13 protein-coding genes are annotated in these 16,641 nt (G+C 71.6%); 3 read left to right on the top strand and 10 right to left on the bottom strand.

Annotated features, from left to right (window positions below; translation table 11 throughout):
• Positions 1-99: 99 nt before the first annotated feature.
• Entirely contained in the window at positions 100-1,251 is a 1,152-nt protein-coding gene (locus tag AB5L52_RS01525) for a hypothetical protein (protein ID WP_369362337.1), read from the bottom strand.
• 143 nt (positions 1,252-1,394) lie between these two features.
• Positions 1,395-1,985 carry a cysteine hydrolase family protein gene (locus AB5L52_RS01520; protein ID WP_351028672.1) on the bottom strand — a complete coding sequence of 197 codons (591 nt, stop codon included), beginning with the start codon at positions 1,983-1,985 and terminating at the stop codon, positions 1,395-1,397.
• A 142-nt stretch (positions 1,986-2,127) separates the two neighbouring features.
• Here AB5L52_RS01520 and AB5L52_RS01515 point away from each other — a divergent pair, with 142 nt between their 5' ends.
• Positions 2,128-3,123 carry a DJ-1/PfpI family protein gene (locus tag AB5L52_RS01515; RefSeq protein ID WP_351571335.1) on the top strand — a complete coding sequence of 332 codons (996 nt, stop codon included), beginning with the start codon at positions 2,128-2,130 and terminating at the stop codon, positions 3,121-3,123.
• Between the two features lie 70 nt (positions 3,124-3,193).
• Here the strand turns inward: AB5L52_RS01515 and AB5L52_RS01510 are convergent, their stop codons facing one another.
• The 4 genes from AB5L52_RS01510 to AB5L52_RS01495 are packed head-to-tail and all read right to left on the bottom strand — an operon-like array spanning position 3,194 to position 9,104.
• The gene (locus tag AB5L52_RS01510; RefSeq protein WP_351028667.1) at positions 3,194-4,543 is read right to left on the bottom strand and encodes an MFS transporter; all 1,350 of its coding nucleotides are present in this window, start codon (positions 4,541-4,543) and stop codon (positions 3,194-3,196) included.
• Positions 4,540-5,760 carry a type III PLP-dependent enzyme gene (locus AB5L52_RS01505; protein ID WP_369362336.1) on the bottom strand — a complete coding sequence of 407 codons (1,221 nt, stop codon included), beginning with the start codon at positions 5,758-5,760 and terminating at the stop codon, positions 4,540-4,542. Before AB5L52_RS01505 ends, AB5L52_RS01510 begins: the two co-directional genes overlap by 4 nt.
• The gene (locus tag AB5L52_RS01500; protein WP_351028662.1) at positions 5,757-7,448 is read right to left on the bottom strand and encodes an IucA/IucC family protein; all 1,692 of its coding nucleotides are present in this window, start codon (positions 7,446-7,448) and stop codon (positions 5,757-5,759) included. The genes AB5L52_RS01505 and AB5L52_RS01500 overlap by 4 nt, the downstream gene beginning before the upstream one ends.
• A gap of 60 nt (positions 7,449-7,508) precedes the next feature.
• Entirely contained in the window at positions 7,509-9,104 is a 1,596-nt protein-coding gene (locus tag AB5L52_RS01495) for an IucA/IucC family siderophore biosynthesis protein (RefSeq protein WP_369362335.1), read from the bottom strand.
• A gap of 363 nt (positions 9,105-9,467) precedes the next feature.
• On the opposite strand from AB5L52_RS01495, the gene AB5L52_RS01490 reads away from it, so the two are divergent.
• Both AB5L52_RS01490 and AB5L52_RS01485 read left to right on the top strand, forming a co-directional pair.
• Entirely contained in the window at positions 9,468-10,211 is a 744-nt protein-coding gene (locus AB5L52_RS01490; protein WP_369362334.1) for a response regulator transcription factor, read from the top strand.
• Complete coding sequence (locus tag AB5L52_RS01485; RefSeq protein WP_369368783.1) at positions 10,208-11,710, top strand: sensor histidine kinase; 1,503 nt, start codon at positions 10,208-10,210, stop codon at positions 11,708-11,710. The genes AB5L52_RS01490 and AB5L52_RS01485 overlap by 4 nt, the downstream gene beginning before the upstream one ends.
• Before the next feature lie 192 nt (positions 11,711-11,902).
• Here AB5L52_RS01485 and AB5L52_RS01480 read toward each other — a convergent pair whose 3' ends face one another.
• From AB5L52_RS01480 to AB5L52_RS01465, 4 genes are read right to left on the bottom strand one after another with little or no spacing between them, the layout of a single operon-like run.
• Entirely contained in the window at positions 11,903-13,384 is a 1,482-nt protein-coding gene (locus AB5L52_RS01480) for an NADH-quinone oxidoreductase subunit C (protein ID WP_369362333.1), read from the bottom strand.
• A gap of 4 nt (positions 13,385-13,388) precedes the next feature.
• On the bottom strand, positions 13,389-14,984 hold the full coding sequence (locus tag AB5L52_RS01475; RefSeq protein ID WP_369362332.1) for a proton-conducting transporter membrane subunit: 1,596 nt from the start codon (positions 14,982-14,984) through the stop codon (positions 13,389-13,391).
• Complete coding sequence (locus tag AB5L52_RS01470) at positions 14,984-15,661, bottom strand: hypothetical protein (RefSeq protein ID WP_369362331.1); 678 nt, start codon at positions 15,659-15,661, stop codon at positions 14,984-14,986. Before AB5L52_RS01470 ends, AB5L52_RS01475 begins: the two co-directional genes overlap by 1 nt.
• Positions 15,658-16,638 carry a respiratory chain complex I subunit 1 family protein gene (locus AB5L52_RS01465; RefSeq protein WP_369362330.1) on the bottom strand — a complete coding sequence of 327 codons (981 nt, stop codon included), beginning with the start codon at positions 16,636-16,638 and terminating at the stop codon, positions 15,658-15,660. Before AB5L52_RS01465 ends, AB5L52_RS01470 begins: the two co-directional genes overlap by 4 nt.
• Positions 16,639-16,641: the final 3 nt, after the last annotated feature.

The following is a 16,641-nucleotide window of genomic DNA, read 5'->3' as shown; positions in this document are numbered from 1 at the left end:
GTTTCCCTTGGAAATGCCCGAAGGCCTCCCCGGGACGCGAGACGGTGTCTGCGGGTTGGGGGAAGCCTTCGGGGTTCGGGGTGTTCGGCCGGTGTGTGCTCAGGCGAGGGCCGGGGTGGATGCCGACCGGTTGTGGAAGGGGCACACCAGCTGGTTGGCCTGGCCCTTGGTGATCGCGGAGGCCGCGTTCGCCCCGGTGCCGCCGCCGAGAAGCTGGAGGATCTCGGTGGAGAGCAGATCCTGCCTGCCCTTGAGGGCGTCGGCCGTGGTCTGGTCGGTGGAGAAGACCATCTCGGCGGCGATGTTGTCCTGCACGATGCGCGCCAGATTGTCCAGGGAGACGGCGACCGGGTCGGCCGGGATCTGCGCGGTCATCAGGTCGATCAGATGCGAATCGACCTTGGACTGGTTCATGAAGTTCTTGATGATGATGCTGTTCTGGTTCAGCTCATACGTGGTCCACAGGGACAGCACCACCACGTACAGGCCGGACCAGGCGTCGTCACCGACCTGCTTGCGCCAGCGCGTCAGCAGGTCGGAGACGCCCTGGATCTGCACCTTGGACGACCAGTACATGTTCGTGCGGATGCTCGGGTACACCGCGCCGGAGAAGTCCTCGAAGGACTTCATGTCGAACTCGCGCCTGCGGATCGTGTCGGCGATGTAGTCGTGCGCGTGGTCCAGGATGAACGCGCACGAGTCGTGGAGGTCGTCCGGGAGGGCGGCTTCCTCCAGCGTGCGGCGGGCGGTGTCGAGGGTGTCGGAGAACGCCTGGAGCGGAGTCGTCCAGCTCGTGTCCTTCGGGCCGGTGAAGGCGACCATCGCGAGGTCGTGCGGGTCGATGTACTTCGCCTGGGCCGGCAGGACGTTCTTCGGGTCCAGGTGCGGGGCGCAGATGGAGTAGATGCCCAGCGGCGTGTGGGCTATGGACTTGGCCAGCTCGAACACCTCGTCGACGGGCTTGATCGTCTCGATCACCCTGCCGCTGTCCACGAGGTAGTAGGTGCCGCCGACCATGTCGTTGCTGACGATGATGACGGGGCCGAGGTGCTGGGTCAGGTTGGCCCGCAGGCTGTCGTAGCTGGAGCGCATGCCGGTGTCGACGGCACGCATGTTGTCGCGGGCGGCCTTCTTCCGGGCGGCGTCGGTGGTGCCGGTGTCGGTGTCCGCGTGTGCGGTGCCGGTCGCGGCGAGGCTGGTGAGAGCGGCGGTGGCGGCGGTGGCGGCGAGAACGGTTCTACGGGTGGGCACTTTCGGTCATCCCCCTCGGAAAATGGCGCGCGATATCCCCATATACGCGCGTGGTGCACGACGCCCGCCCCGCCGAGAGGCTGTGGACCTCCGGCCGGGGGCAAGCGCACTTCTTCGCAGCGGAGTTCTGCTCTGGTCCGGCGTCAGCTCAGGGCCGCGGCGGACGGCACGACCACGCCGTACAGGTCGGCGATCGTCGCGAGAGCGCTGTGGTGCAGTTGCTCCGCGGACACCTCGGCCACGTCCGTCGTCAGCGACCGCGTGGCGGTCGCGTCGGCCACCACCGTGGGCCGGTTCCCGCGCAGGAACGCACCCTGGGCGGTGAACGCGACGCACATGTGCGTCATGAAGCCGGCCAGCACCACGTCGGTGTTCCCGGCCTCGTCCACCAGCTGGCCGAGGTCGGTGCCGTGGAACGCGTTCGGGGCCTGCTTGGTGACGACCGGCTCACCCTCGACGGGCGCGACCTTCTTGTGGATCTGCCCGACCTCGGCTTTCAGGTCGTACGGGCTGCCCTCGCCGCCGTCGTGCTGGACATGGATGACCCGGGCACCGGCCGCGCGGGCCGCCTCCAGCAGCTCCGCCGCGCGGTCGAGAGCCGTCTCCCAGCCCTCCAGCTCCATGACGCCCTGGGTGTAGGTGTTCTGGATGTCGATCAGGATCAGCGTCGACTGCCCGAGCTCGGCCGGGGTCTGGTCGAGGGAGCTGAGGTCACGCAGGGTTTTCGAAGGCACAACTGCCCTTTCTCGTAAAGTACATCGGAAGTTTTCGGCCATCTGTGGCGGCCGAGATGACGGTACGATCCGGCTCAGTGGGCGGCAATGTCATAAAACTTGCAGAAAATGACATGCCGCCCGGACATTTGGGGGGAACCGAATGAGCCACATCCGAAGACACGTCGTCATCGTGCTGTTCGAGGGCGTCGACCTGCTCGACATCACCGGCCCACCGGAGGTGTTCGCGCTCCTGCGCCGCGAGATGGACGGCGACCCGGGCTATCACGTCACCCTGGCCGCCGAGACCCTGCACCCCGTGACCACCTGTGCCGGGGTCCGTGTCGTCCCCGACATGACCTTCGAGGACGCGGCCCGGCACCGCATCGACACACTCCTCGTGCCCGGCTCCGTCGAAGTCGACCACCGCCGCCAGGTCCGTGCCGTGGTCGACCCCGCCGTGGTCGCCCGTGTCAGGGAACTCGCGGGCCAGTCACGGCGGATCGCCTCCGTGTGCGTCGGCGCACATCTGCTCGCCGCGGCCGGACTGCTGGACGGCAAGCGGGCGACCACGCACTGGTCGACCGCGCGGCAGCTCGCCGCCGACCACCCGGCCGTCGAGGTCGACCCCGACCCCATCTTCATCAGGCAGGGCACCGTGTGGACCGGCGCGGGCCTCACCGCCTGCCTCGACCTGTCCCTGGCCCTGGTCGCCGAGGACTTCGGTGAACCGGCCGCCCTGCGCGTCGCCCGCCAGCTCGTGATGTACCTCAAACGCCCCAGCGGTCAGAGCCAGTTCAGTGTGCCGCTGGAAACCGGGCCCACCTCCCGCCGTATGGACCAACTGCGCGTCCACATCAGCCAGAACCTCACCCGCCCGCTGACCGTCGCCGACCTCGCCCTGCACGCGAGCATCGGCGAACGCCACCTCAACCGGCTCTTCCGCGACGAACTGGGCACCACACCCGGCGTCTACGTCGAATCCGTACGCCTGGAAGCAGCCCGCAGCCGACTGGAGACCACGGACGACACGCTCGACCGCATCGCGGTCCTCTGTGGGTTCAAGACCATCGACACCCTGATCCGGGTCTTCCGCCGGCGCCTCGACACGACCCCCACCGAGTACCGCAACCGGTTCCGGCACGCCGCCGTCCACTGACAGCACACCGGAACCCCTCACATACAAGACAGGAGAGTTGAGATGAGCCGATCGGAGCGGAATCCGGCGCTCATCGCTCGCTGGTCGTGGCGCTCGATGACGTGACGCGCGTGTCGTGCGGGTCGGCGCGTGAGGGACCGGCGGGGCCGGTGAGGCTGTTGATCGGGGCCCGGCGTCGGCTTCGCGCGCGGACCCACGCCGAGACAGCGGGCGCCGAGAGTGCCGAGACCAGGCCGCCCAGGACCAGGCTGGAGCGGGTGCCGAAAGTGTCGGAGACCAGGCCGACCAGGGGAGCGCCGATGGGCGTGCCGCCGAGGAGGACGAGGAAGTAGACGGACAGGACGCGGCCGCGCAGATGCGGGGCGGCATGGAGTTGGGTCAGGGCGTTGGCGGTGGTGGTGACGGTGACCGCGGCGCAGCCGCTGGGGATCAGCAGTGCCAGAAAGGTGCCGTAGCCGGGCATCACGCCCAGCGCGGCCTCCAGCGCTCCGAAGACAGCCGTTGCCGTGACGAGGCGGCGGACGGTGGGCGGTTGCCCGCCGTGGGCCGTGCGGAGCGCGCCGATGAGGCTGCCCGCGGCGTAGGCGGCCGAGAGGCAGCCGAATGCGGCGGTGCCGGAGTGGAGGACCTTGATCGCCACGAGGGAGAGGGTCACCTGGAAGTTGAACCCGAAGGTGCCGACGACGGCGATCAGCGCGATCGGCAGCAGCAGTTCCGGCGTGGCGGTGATGTGCCGGAACGCTTCGGCCGGCCCCGGACCGCCGCGCCGAGGCCCGCTCGGCTCGCGCGCTGTACCGGTCGGGACGGTGAAGAGCCCGTACAGGACCGCCAGATAGGAAAGCGCGTTGATGAGGAAGACCGGGCCGATGCCCACGGCCGCGACGGTCAGGCCCGCCGCGGCCGGGCCGAGGACGCGGGCGACGTTGAACTGGGCGGAGTTCAGGCTCACCGCGGCGGGCACCCGGTTCCGGCTGACCAGTTCGGCGATGAAGGCGTTGCGGGCAGGGCTGTCCATGGCGGTGGCGGCGCCCAGGGCGAGTGCGAGGGCGTACACGGACCACAGGTTCACCGTGCCCGTGACGGTCAGCAGCCCCAGCAGCAGGGACTGTACGGCCATGGCGGTCTGGGTGATCAGCAGCAGCCGGCGCTTGGGGAACCGGTCGGCGAGGACGCCCCCGGTCAGGCCGAACAGCGTCTGGGGCAGGAACTGCAGCGCGGTGACGACACCGACCGCGCTGCCGCTGTTTCCGCTGAGGTGGAGCACCAGCAGATCCTGGGCGGCCCGTTGCATCCAGGTGCCGATGTTGGAGGTCAACTGGCCCAGCAGATAGCGGCGGAACGGGCGGACGGTGAGCGTGTCGAGCGCCGTCCCCGGAGTCCTGCTGCCGCTCCGTGCGCCGGTTCGGTGGTCCGTGTTCATACCGTTCGGCCGACGCAGGTGCCGTGACGGTCCACGACGGACGTCTCGGCATCGTCGACGTGGTGGAAGGTCGGGTGCGGGTGCATGAGGAACTCGTGGTGGGAGATGTTCCAGGCGTAGGCGCCGGCCATGGCGAACGCGATCCGGTCGCCCACCCGCAGCCGGGCGACCATGGTGTGGCGGGCCAGGACGTCCTTGGGCGTGCACAGCTGCCCGACCAGCGTCACGGGCTCGTCGCGGGCCTCTGGCCGGTCCCAGGCCTGGTGCCAGGAGTCGTCGGGGACGATCTCGAAGGGCTGGTCGTGTTGTTTCGCGGCGGGTGTGCGCAGGTGGTGGGTGCCGCCGCGCAGCACGGCGAACGCCTCGCCGCGGCTGAACTTGACGTCCAGGACCTGGGTGACGTACCAGCCGCAGTAGGCGGTGACCGAGCGGCCCGGTTCGATCCACAGCGTCAGGCCGGGGTGGCGCTCCAGCGTCCGGCGCAGTCCGGCGCCGAAGGCCGGCCAGTCGAAGACATCGCCGGGGTCGGCGTAGTCGACGCCCATGCCGCCGCCGACATCGACCTCGGACAGCGTGATCCCTCGTCGGTGTGCCCAGCGGTCCGCCCAGCCCATCACCTGCTCGACCAGGGCCAGTTGGGCGTGCGCGTCGAGGCCGCTGGCCAGGTGGGCGTGCAGCCCGCGCAGCCGGATCCGGCCGTCGGTGGCGATGATGCGCAGGCAGCGGTCCAGCTGGGCGGGGTCCAGACCGAAGGGGCTGGGCCCGCCGCCCATGGCCAGCGCGACCGAGCGCACCGCCACGGGTACGTTGACGCGCAGCAGGACGTCGGCGGTGCGCTCGCCCAGCACGGTCGTCAGGGTGCGCAGCTCGTGTTCGCTCTCGATGTGCAGGCGTGCGACCCCGGCGTCCAGGGCCTGGGCCAGTTCGGCCGCGGTCTTGCCGGGGCCGCCGAAGGCGATCGGCGCGTCGGCGAAGAGACCGCGCAGGTGCCGGATCTCGCCGCCCGAGGCCACCTCGAACCCGTCGACGTGCTCGGCGAGGGCGCGCAGCAGGCGGGGGTCGGAGTTGGCCTTCGCGGCGTACAGCAACCGGACGCGCCGCGGCAGCGCGGCCCGGATGGCGCGGGCGTGTGCGCGCAGTCCCGGCAAGTCGTAGACGTACGCGGGGAGTTCCTCGTCGGCGAGCCGGCGGACGTGGTGCAGCAGGGCGGCTCTCACAGGGGCACCTCGCGGGGGAAGCCCGCGCCGAGCGGGCTGGGTAGGGGGACGTAGGTGGCGTGCCGGTCGGCCTTGCGGGCCCAGCGCAGCAGGAGGTTGGCCTTGGCGGGCAGCGGTACCCCGGAGAGCAGGGCGCGCAGCCGCGGCGGCCCACCCGCACGGCCGGCGCAGGCGGCGAGCCGGTCGCGGACCAGTCCCCACAGCGCCGGCTCGCGTGCCGGATCGAGATCGGCGAGGGCGCCGAGCACCTCGGCGACGTGGTTGACGAGGAGGCAGTAGGCGACCCGGTTCCAGCCGCGTTCGGCATCGTAGGTCAGCGGGCCGCGGACGTCCTCGGGCAGGGCGGCGAGCGCAGCCGCGTGGTGGCGGGGCAGCAGCTTGGTGCCCTCCAGGTCGCGGAAGAGTATCTGCACGGGTGTGCCGTCGGCGTTCACTCCGACGACGACGTTCTGCAGGTGTGGTTCCAGTACGACACCGTGGTCGAAGTAGGCGGCCAGCACCGGCGGCAGCAGCAGCCGCAGATAGGCGTCCCACCAGGCCAGTACGTCCCCGTCGCCGCGGGCCAGCAGGTGGGTGACGTGGGCGGGGCCGGTGGGGTACTCGTCCGCGACCGCGGCGGCGAGCAGGGGCGTCACCCCGGGGCGCAGGTGGGCGCGCAGCCCGGAGCGGACGACGACGCCGAATCCCTCCAGCAGCGCGGTGTCGCCGTCGGGGGCGAGGGTGCGGTAGCCGGGCTCGGCGAGCAGCGCGCTCTGCGGGAAGCGTTCGGCCAGCCGGGCCGTGACGGGCTGCAGCAGGCGGTTCAGGGCGACGGCGCCGGACAGTTCGTAACGGGCGTGCTTGCGGACGCAGTTGGTGAGGCGCACGTTCAGGCTGAACTTCAGGAACGCGTCCGCGTCCGGCTGGTAGAGCGTGCGCACCGACGCGGTGGGCATCCACTCGGGCCCGCTCACGCCGCGGTCGACGACCTCTCCCGCGGCCAGCGCCGTGCGCAGCCGGTCGTGCCGGCTCAGCAGCCGGAACTGCCAGGGGTGCACCGGCAGCGTCACGAACTCCGGGTCGGCCGGCGGGCACAGCGCGTCGAGTCCGCTCAGCTCGCCCTCCTGCAGCACCAGGTGCCGGCGTACGGCCAGGTGCCGCAGGCGGAAGCGGGCGCCGGTCTCCGGCCCGTACGCCAGCCAGTCCGCCGGGTCACCGGTGCGGGCCTTGGGTGTGGGATGGAAGCGGTGGCCGAAGACCAGCGACTGCTCCGACGTCACATAGAGGTCCTGGTGGGGCATACCGTGGGCGCGGTGCTCCAGCGCGGTGCGGATGGTCTCGCGGCTGTCGGCCACCTGGTCCAGGAACTCGCCGTTCGCCACGCCGGTGCGCTGCTCCAGTTCGTCCTGGACATGGCCGGCCAGCTCTCGCCAGCCCACCGTGACCCAGCTGCCCTGGTCGTCGAGCCGTTCGACGGAGCCTTGGAAGCGGTGTGCCCCGATCATCGAGACACGGCGCAGTCTCGCCCGCAGCAACAGGCCGCTGCGGGGCAGCCGTAGCAGGAGATGGCCGCGGTCGACGGTCACCTGGTGCTCGGGGGCGGAGACCTCGCGGATCAGGCAGTTGAGCAGGGTGTGGGCGGTGACGGCGTCGGCGGTGTGCGCCCCGGCGGCCTCGGCGGCGTTCCGGGCGGTGGTGGGCAGGGGCATGCGCAAGCTCCAGTGCGTCGTCATGGGTGCGGGAGTCGTCCGTCGGGTCGCCGGGGGACGTCAGCGGTATCGGGCCAGCGGGTTGGCCACGGCGGTCCACTGCGCCTTGCCGGGGTGCGCCGCCAGACGCATCGCGACCGTCGCCTTCAGCGGGAGGGTGTCGCCGAAGAAGGCCGCGGCGTCCCCGGTGTCCGGCAGCTCGCCGTACACACGGCGGCCGACCCGGGCCACCGTCTCCCACAGCGCCGCGGGATCGGCCGACCGGGTCCGGGCGAGGACGTCGACCAGCTCGCTGAACACCCCGCTGAGCAGCCCGCCGAACAGCTTGGTGCGCAGGGCGTCGAGGTCGTCACCGGCGCGGGTGCCGGCCAGCGGCGGCAGGGCGCATCCCCAGGCGGCAAGCCTTCGGGGACTGATCCGCACGCCGTCCAGGTCCCGGTACAGCACCCGCACCGGCCGGCCGTCCCGCAGGGCGACGAGTGTGTTCTGGCCGTGTGCCTCCAGCGCCACCCCCATGGACAGCAGCGTCAGCGCGGGCGGCAGCACGAGTTCGGCGAAGTCCGCGAGCCAGCGCACGGGATCGCCCGTCACCACGGCCGCACCGGTGGCGTGCACGGCCGTCAGCGGTACGGCGATCTCTCCGGCGTCCAGATGGCAATCGGTGGACTCCCTGACCATCGCCGCCAGGCTCGCGCATGCCTGCCCGGCCACCCGTACGGTTCCGCCGCCGAGTTCCCGCAGGATCCGCAGGCCGTCGCCGTACCCGGCCTTGTCGACGACCGCCGCGACCAGCTCGGACAGCGGTGGTCCGTCGGCCACTTCCACGGGTGAGATGGTGCGCCGGTAGTTGGTGACCTGGACGTCGAGTGCGGTCTTGACGTGGCGGCCCGGCAGGTCGGCCATGGGTGCCAGGGTGCGCAACGACAGCAGCGGACGGGCGGGAAGCGTACGCCGGAGCGCGGTGAGTCCGGGGTGGCGTACGAGGATGTGGTCCCGCTGCCAGGGGTGGAGCGGAAGCAGGGAGGTGTGGCCGTCCCGGAGTTCCTCGGGCCAGGCGCCGGTGCCCTGCCAGCGGTCGGCGGGGACGGGCAGCAACGCCAGCTGGACCACCGGGTGGTGCTCGGGTGCGTAAGCGAGCACCTCGGCGACGGACATGCCCGTACGGGTACGGCAGCACGGGTGCTGAGGGTGGCCGTCGACCACCGCCTGTTCGGCCTCGACCGCGTCACGCGGCGGAACGAACCCCTGGGCATGCGCCGCGCGGGCGAGGGCGAGGTTCACGACGCTGTTGTCCAGCTCGGCCGCCAGCCGCTGCGCGGCGGGTGCAGGAAGCACCAACTGGGCGAGCAGTTCGCCCGGTTCACGAATCGGACCGTCGGGCCCGGCCACGGTGAAATCCTGGGGCACGTCCGCGAACCGCCGGGCGCAGGTGCCGGCCCCGGCCAGCCGCGCACCGTGCCGGAGCGTCACGACGATTGTCTCCGCTGCTTGCTGCCGGGCGGTCACGCCGGGAAGCGGCTCCCGTGCGAAGGCGCCCCAGAGACGGCCGAGCACGGTGGCCCGCGCTCCCGGCCATGCGGCCAGGAAAGGCTCCACGAGATCCGGGCGCACCCGGCGCAGTTCGGCGGTCGTCGTGTCGAGGGTTTGGCTGGGCATGGCGCGATTCCCGGATGTCGGTGGGATTTCCTGTCTCGCACCCTAGGCGACGTCGGGTAAACGAAAATCCAGCGCGAATAGAGGGGGCGTCGTAGGGGTGCCTAGCCGAATTCCGGGAAACAGGGTAATTTCTCGAACGGGGAGCGGGTGTGCTCCAAAGGGAACGAGCAGCGCGCATCTTCAACTGAATCCCCAGGTGGCAGATGGTGCACCCGCCCGGTTCTTAACCATCTCCTAACCGCGCCCTGTCAATACGCTGTAGGTCTCCCGTGATTCATGCAGTGAGACGAAAATTCACCGGGTTGAGGGAATGTTCCGGCGATTGTGGCGCACGGCCCGGCTGCACTTTGTGAGTCTGTCCGCATGCACGTCTTGCTGATCGAGGACGATGACCGGGTGGCCGAACCGCTGACGGAGGGGCTTCGGCGCTTCGGGTTCACCGTGGAACACGCGCGGACCGGCGCCGCCGGCCTCGCCGCGGCAGAGCCGGCGATGGTGTTGCTGGACCTGGGCCTGCCCGACATGGACGGCATCGACGTCTGCCGGGCACTGCGCGCTCGTTCGCCGGTGCCGATCATCATGATCACCGCCCGGGACTCCGAGGTCGACCGGGTCCTCGGCCTGGAGCTGGGGGCGGACGACTATGTGTCGAAGCCGTTCGGGGTCCGGGAGCTGGTGGCGAGGATCCGGGCCGTCACCCGCCGGACCCGGACCGTGCCCCCCGACGGCGACTCCGGGACGGCGTCTTCCGCGGGAAACCGTGCCGGTGCCTGCGGTGCCCAGCGGATCGGCCCGCTGAGCGTCGACCGCCGCACCCGGCAGGTACGGGTGCACGAGGTTCCGATCGCCCTGGCGCCCAAGGAGTTCGACCTGCTGGTCTGCCTCGCCGAGGATCCCGGAGCCGTCTGCTCGCGCCAGCAGATCCTCGACACGGTCTGGGAGCCGGACTACTTCGGCCCCACGAAGACACTCGACGTGCACATCGCCGCGCTGCGCCGCAAACTCGGCGACCCCTCCTGGATCGAGAACATCCGCGGCATCGGATTCCGGCTGGCCCCGCCTGCCGGCTCCGCGGTACGGCCCGAGCCGTGGCACGGCGTCCGGTGATCCGCCGCCTGCTGTTCAGCTATCTCAGCCTCATGCTGCTCGTCCTGCTCGCCCTCGAAGTGCCGTTCGGCTTCGTCTATGCGCGAAGCGAGCTGAGCCGCTTTTCCAACACGGCGGAACTGGGCGCGGTGACGCTCGCCGGGGTGTGCGAGGAGCGACTCGAGCACGGACTGGTGTCGGACCTGCCCGGCCTCGCCCGCGGCTACGCGCGCCGCACGGGCAGCAGCGTCGTCGTCACCGACCGCACGGGCATCGTCCTCACCGACACCGCCAACCCCTCGGCCGCGGGAAGGAACGTCTCCGCCGAACCGGACATCTCCACCGCGCTGCACCACGGACCCGCCACCGGGATCAGCGCCGACCTCGTTCCGGGCAGGAAGGTCCTGTTCGTGACCGTCCCCGGCACCTCGAACGACGGCGTGCCCTGCGTCGTACGGTCGCTGTACTCGCTGACCCCCCTCGCGGGGCGGGTCCAGGCCACCTGGGTGGCGCTCGCGCTCGTCGCACTGGGTGCGCTCGCGGTGGCCGCCCTGATCGGGTTCGCCTTCGCCCGCTGGATCACCCGGCCCTTGCGGGACCTGGAGCAGGCCACCGCGCAACTCGCCTACGGCCGGCTCACCCATCCGCCCGTGCCCGACCGCGGCCCGCCGGAGCTGCGTCGGCTCGTCGCCTCCTTCACGCACACAGCGACCCGGCTGCAACACCTGCTCCATGCCCAGGAGGCCTTCGCCTCCGAGGCGTCGCACCAGTTGAAGACCCCGCTGACCTCGCTGCGCCTGCGGCTGGAGAACTTCGAACCCCACCTCGCGCCCCGCGCGCAGGCGAGCCTGAACGAAGCGCTCGGCGAGGTGGGACGGCTCAGCCGGATGGTGCAGGGGCTCCTCGCCCTCGCCCGGCTGGAGAACGCGGCGACCACGCCGGAGCCCGTCGACCTCGACGCCGTCGTCGCCGACCGTGCGGCGATCTGGACCGCGTTCGCCGGCGAGCAGCGCGTCGGCATCACCGTGGCCGGTACGCGGATCGGCACGGTGTGGGCGGTCCAGGGCGCACTGGAGCAGATCATCGACAACCTTCTCTCCAACGCGCTGCGCGTGTCCCCGCCCGGCACCACCATCACCCTGGCGACCGTCGGCGCACCGGCCGACAGCGGCCGTACGGCGTCCCTGGTCGAGCTGCATGTGACCGATCAGGGGCCCGGCATGAGCGAAACCGACCGGAAGCGAGCCTTCGACCGGTTCTGGCGTGCCGCCGACGCCCATCACGACGGCACGGGCCTGGGCCTGCCCATGGTCCAGCGGCTCACCCTCGCGAGCGGTGGCGAGGTCACGCTGGAGGCCGCCCCCGGCGGAGGGCTGGACGCCGTGGTCCGGCTGCGGCCCGTGCAGGCCGCCCGTACTCGGACCCAGGCGCCGGCCCACCGCAGGATCCCTGCCCTGCGCGGCCACGGTCCGGCCGGAAGCCGGACGGCCGCCGAGACGGTGTCACGTCAGGATTCATGAGGCCTCACATCAGGATCCCTGACCGGTGTCGGCGGGTCAGCCGTCCTCGCCGTCGGCGTCCCGGCAGACGTCGCTGCCAGAGCGGTCCCCAGTGGCGCGGTCTTCCACCTCGGGCTGCCCCCCCGCGCACGCTGAAGGGCGGAGTAGCGGAGTACACGACGGTCTTGGCGAGCTACGGCCCGGATCCTGGTCTCAGAGGTCATTGCCCGCGTAGGAGAGGTTGAAGCTCTTGTTGGTGAGCGGGAAGTCCGGGACGATCGTGTCCGTCAACGCGATGGGCAGAGCGGGCCAGTTGAAGAAGGACGGGTCCACCGGCTTGACCCGGGTCAGGGTGCCGTCGGCGGCGAGTTCGACGCGGGTCGCGATGGTGCCGCGCCATCCCTCCACCAGGCCCACCCCACTGAGCGGCCCTGAACCGGATGCCGGCGACGGTCCTGCGAGGGCTCGCGGGGCGATGAGTCCCGCAGCCAGGTGCTCGATCAGCGCGAGGGAGATGTCGATCTCCTCGGCACGCGCCAGGAAGCGGGCCAGCACGTCGCCGCTGGTGTGGACGGGGGAGCCGAGCCGCATGCCGTGGTCGGTGAAGGGGTGCGCGACGCGGGCGTCGTACGCGAGGCCGCTGGCGCGGGCGGCGTAGCCCAGGCAGCCGATCTCCCGGGCGGCCTCCGTCCTCAGGACGGCGGTGCCGGTGAAGCGGTCGCGGACGGTGGAGTGACCAAGGGCCAGGTCGGTGATCTCACGGACGTCCTCGCCGATCGCTTTCAGACGTCGTACGTCGGGAACGGCCTGCAGTACCGCGCCGCCGGGTACGACACCGCCGCGCAGCAGCCGGTGGCCGGTGGTCTCCCGGTTCAGGCGCAGGAGCTGCTCGCGGACGCGCTGCGCCTGGGCGTTGAGGATGGAGTGGCCGACGTCGTTGCAGAGCATGCCGAGGTCGGCGACATGGTTGTGGATCCGCTCCAGTTCCAGCAGCAGGGCCCGGGCGCGCCGGGCCTCTTCCGGGACCTCGGTGCCCGTGGCCTCCTCGACGGCCAGGCAGTACGCGAGGGCGTGGCCGACGGCGGTGTCCCCGCTGATGCGTTCGGCCAGCGGCAGACCGGCGGCGATCGAACGGCCCTGAAAGAGCTTCTCGATGCCCTTGTGGACGAACCAGAGGCGGGCCTTGAGTCGCAGGATGGTCTCGCCGACGACGGAGAAGCGGAAGTGACCGGGTTCGATGAGGCCCGCGTGGACCGGGCCGACGGGGATCTCGTAGACGCCGTCGCCCTCGACCTCCAGGAACGGATAGGGGCCCTCCTGTTCACCGAAGGGCGGCGGGGGACCGGCGTCGGGGTGCATCGGGTACCAGCCGCGGGGCCAGTGGAAGTGGCGTACGAGACGGCGGGGCAGGGGATGGCCGAGGGGGACGATGCCGAACAGGTCCCGCATCTCGCGTTCGAACCGGCCCGCGGGGAAGGAGAGATGGGCCAGCGTCGGCAGTTCGGGGCGCTCGGGGTCCAGACGGACGTGCAGTTCGGTACGCGTGTCGGGCGGGCCCGCCGCGAACAGGTACACCACGCGGATGCAGTGCTCGTCGTGGTGGGCGGCGACCAGCGCGAGGCGATGGCCGCGGGTCAGCAACTCCTCGGTTCGTGACGGGAGTTCGGTGAGACTGATCTCGTGCGTGGTGCGCATCGGGTCAGGGGCCTCCGATCGCCTGGGCGGCGGCGTGCAGCAGGTCGGTGAGGGGCCCGGTGCCGGTGCCCAGCGCGGCGCAGGCCACCAGGCCCGCGCAGAGGGGCCAGATGCCCGGGCCCGCGGGGGTGGGCGCCGGAGCGGGGGCGGGGGCCGCGGGGGCGGGGCCGAGCAGCATCCCGGCGGTTCGTGCGGTGAGCGCGGCGAAGGCCACGAGGGCCGGCAGCACGGCCGCTGACGTCGCCAAGGCCCGCCCGGACCCGGCGGCGAGACCGGCGCGGACGATGCCGAGTTCGGAGGCGAAGAGACTGAATGGAGGAAAGGCCAGCAAGGCCACCACCGCGAACCCGAACACGCCACCCAGGGACGGAGCCTGGGCCAGCAGCCCGCGCACCCGGCCGATCCTGGTGGTGCCGGTCAGGTGGAGGATGCGGCCCGAGGCGCAGAAGGCGGCCGACTTGGCCAGCCCGTGCCCGGCGATGTGCAGCAGCGCGGCGGACAGGGCCAGCGGGCTGCCGATCGCCGTGGCCAGGGCGATCAGGCTCATGTGCTCCATGCTGGAGTAGGCCAGCATCCGCTTGTAGTCACGCTGGGCCAGCAGCAGCCCGGCGGCGAACGCGAGCGTCAGCAGGGCGATCCCGGCGAGCAGGACACGGGTGAAGCCGGCTCCCAGGGCGGCGTCGGCGATGACCCGGTAGCGCAGGATCGCGGCGAAGGCGACCGAGAGCAGGACCCCGGACATCAGCGCGGACACGGGTGCGGGGGCCTGGCTGTGGGCGTCCGGCAGCCAGGAGTGCAGCGGGATCAGCCCGGCCTTGGCGCCGAAGCCGAGCACGACCAGGGTGATCCCGAGCCGGGTGACCGCCGGGTCGAGCCGGCCGGCACGGGAGACGAGGGTCGGCCAGTCCAGTGCCCATGCCTCGGGGACGCCGGCGTGCCGGGCCGCGTAGTAGATCAGCACGGTGCCGAGGAAGGCGAGCGCGATCCCGGCCGAGCAGATCACCACGTACTTCCAGGCGGCCTCCACCGACGCGCGCGTGCGCCGGTGGCCGACGAGGAAGGCGGTGACGATGGTGGTGGCCTCGACGGCGACCCATACCACGCCGAGGTTGCCGCTCACCACGGCCAGGCACATCGCGGCGAGGAAGGCGTGCACGAGGACGTGGTAGCGGCGCGCCGTACAGGCCGTCGCCCGGCCCGCGCCACGCTCGCCCGCAAGGTACGCGGACGCCGAGCCGCACGCGACGAGCGCGACGGCACCGACGACGAGCAGCATCCACACCGTCAGGGCATCGGCACGCAACAGCCCGGAGTACGCGGAGAGCGGCCTCCCGTCCAGGACACCCACCGCCAGCAGGCTCCCGCACAGCACGATCGCCACGGGGGAGACGAGCCCGGCCCAGGCAGCCGGGAACCGCTCCGTAGGCGGCTCGGATTCAGGTTCCTCTTCGAGTAGGAGCGGCGTCCCGGTGTTCACCGTACGCATCGGGGCCGGGCGGAACGCCGGGGCACCGGCCAGCGCGTACGCGGCGGCGACGAGCAGCGGTACCACGGCGGGAGCGGTCAACAGCGGCGCGGCCCCTACGGACAGATATGGCATCAGTCGTGCAGCTCCCGCAGGTCGTCGATGTCGGTCGTGCCGAACGCCTCCCGCATCCGCGTGGTGAGGATCTGCAGCACCAGCACCGCGAGCAACACGTCGAAGGAGACGCCGAGTTCGACGATGAGCGGGACGCCGGAGGTGGCCAGGAAGGCGGTGGCGGTGATGCCGTTGTCCAGCAGCAGGAAGCCGACCACCTGGGCCAGCGCCCGTCTGCGGGTCGCCAGCGCGAAGAACCCGATCAGGACGACTGCGAGGCCCACCGGCAGGGCGCGGGTGGCCGGAGCCGGGTTCAGCTGCGTCAGCGGCCGGGCGACGACATAGGCCAGCAGCGTCAGCAAGGCCGCCGTGAGCAGCGAGGCGGCGACATTGACCAGGGGCTTGGTCTCGCGGACCTCCTCGCTCTCGCGGTCGGTGGCCAGCGCGGCCAGCACACGCCGCATGAGATGGGGCAGCACCCCCGCCCTGAGCACCCCGACGCCGAGGCCCACGACGCCCAGGTCCCACCGCTGCTCGTGCGCGCCGAGCAGCACGGCGATCGCACCCAGGGCGACACCTTGGAGGGCGAACCCCCGTACGAGTGCTGCGAGTTCGTGTCGCCACAGCACGAGTACGGCCGCCAGCAGGAAGACCCCGCAGGCCAGATCGAGTAGCTGGGTGTACAGGCCTGCGCTCATGACGCTCCGCTCAGGAAGTAGGAGGCGGTCACCGCGAGCAGCGCGAGGAGGAAGGACCCCGCGAGCAGTTCCGGCACCCGGAACAGGCGGATCTTGGCCCAGAAGACCTCGGCCGCGGCCAGCGCCGCCCCCAGCAGCAGCACCTTCACCGCGAACAGCACGAGTGCCACGGCCAGTGCCGTGAGTGAGGGTGCGGTGGCGATGCCCCAGGGGAGGAACAGGGAGGACAGCAGGCCCAGCAGCAGGGTCAGCCGCATCTGGGCGCCCAGTTCCACCAGGGCCAGGTCGGGGCCCGCGTACTCCAACACCATCGCCTCGTGAAGCATCGTCAGTTCCAGGTGGGTGGAGGGGTTGTCCACCGGGATCCGGCCGGTTTCGGCGAGCACCGCCACCGCGAGCGCGGCCACGGCCAGCAGCCCGGCCGGCGAGGCGAGACGGGCCGGTTGGTGGAGGGCACCGGAGACGATCGCCGGGACATTGGTCGTACCCGCTGGTATCGACAGCGCGAACACCGACAGCAGCAGCGTCGGCTCCACCAGGGAGGCGACGGTCATCTCACGCGAGGCGCCCATCCCGCCGAAGGAGGTGCCCGAATCCAGCCCGGCCAGGGCGAGGCCGAGCGTGCCGAGCGAGATCAGCGCCACGACGACGATCAGATCCGCGTGGGAGCTGACCGGGGTCCGGGTGGACAGCAGGGGCACCAGTGCGGCCGCGACCGCGGTGGTGGCGACCAGCAGCGCAGGGGCCGTACGGAACGCCGGCCCTGTTCCGACCGGAGTGATCGGCTCCTTGCGCAGCAGCTTGCGCACGTCCCGCCAGGGCTGCAGCACTCCCGCCCCGGCCCGGCCCTCCAGCCGGGCCCGCACCTGCCGCATCCATCCGGTCAGCAGCGGCGCCCCGGCCCCGACCGCCAGGACCTGCCCGGCGACGGCCACGTATCCGACGACAGTGTGCATGGATTCGCCCGCAGTGCTCATGGA

Source organism: Streptomyces sp. CG4 (genome assembly GCF_041080655.1).
Classification (GTDB): Bacteria; Actinomycetota; Actinomycetes; order Streptomycetales; family Streptomycetaceae; genus Streptomyces.
The sequence above is the reverse complement of the archived record's forward strand: the minus strand, read 5'-3'. Positions and strand labels throughout refer to the sequence as shown.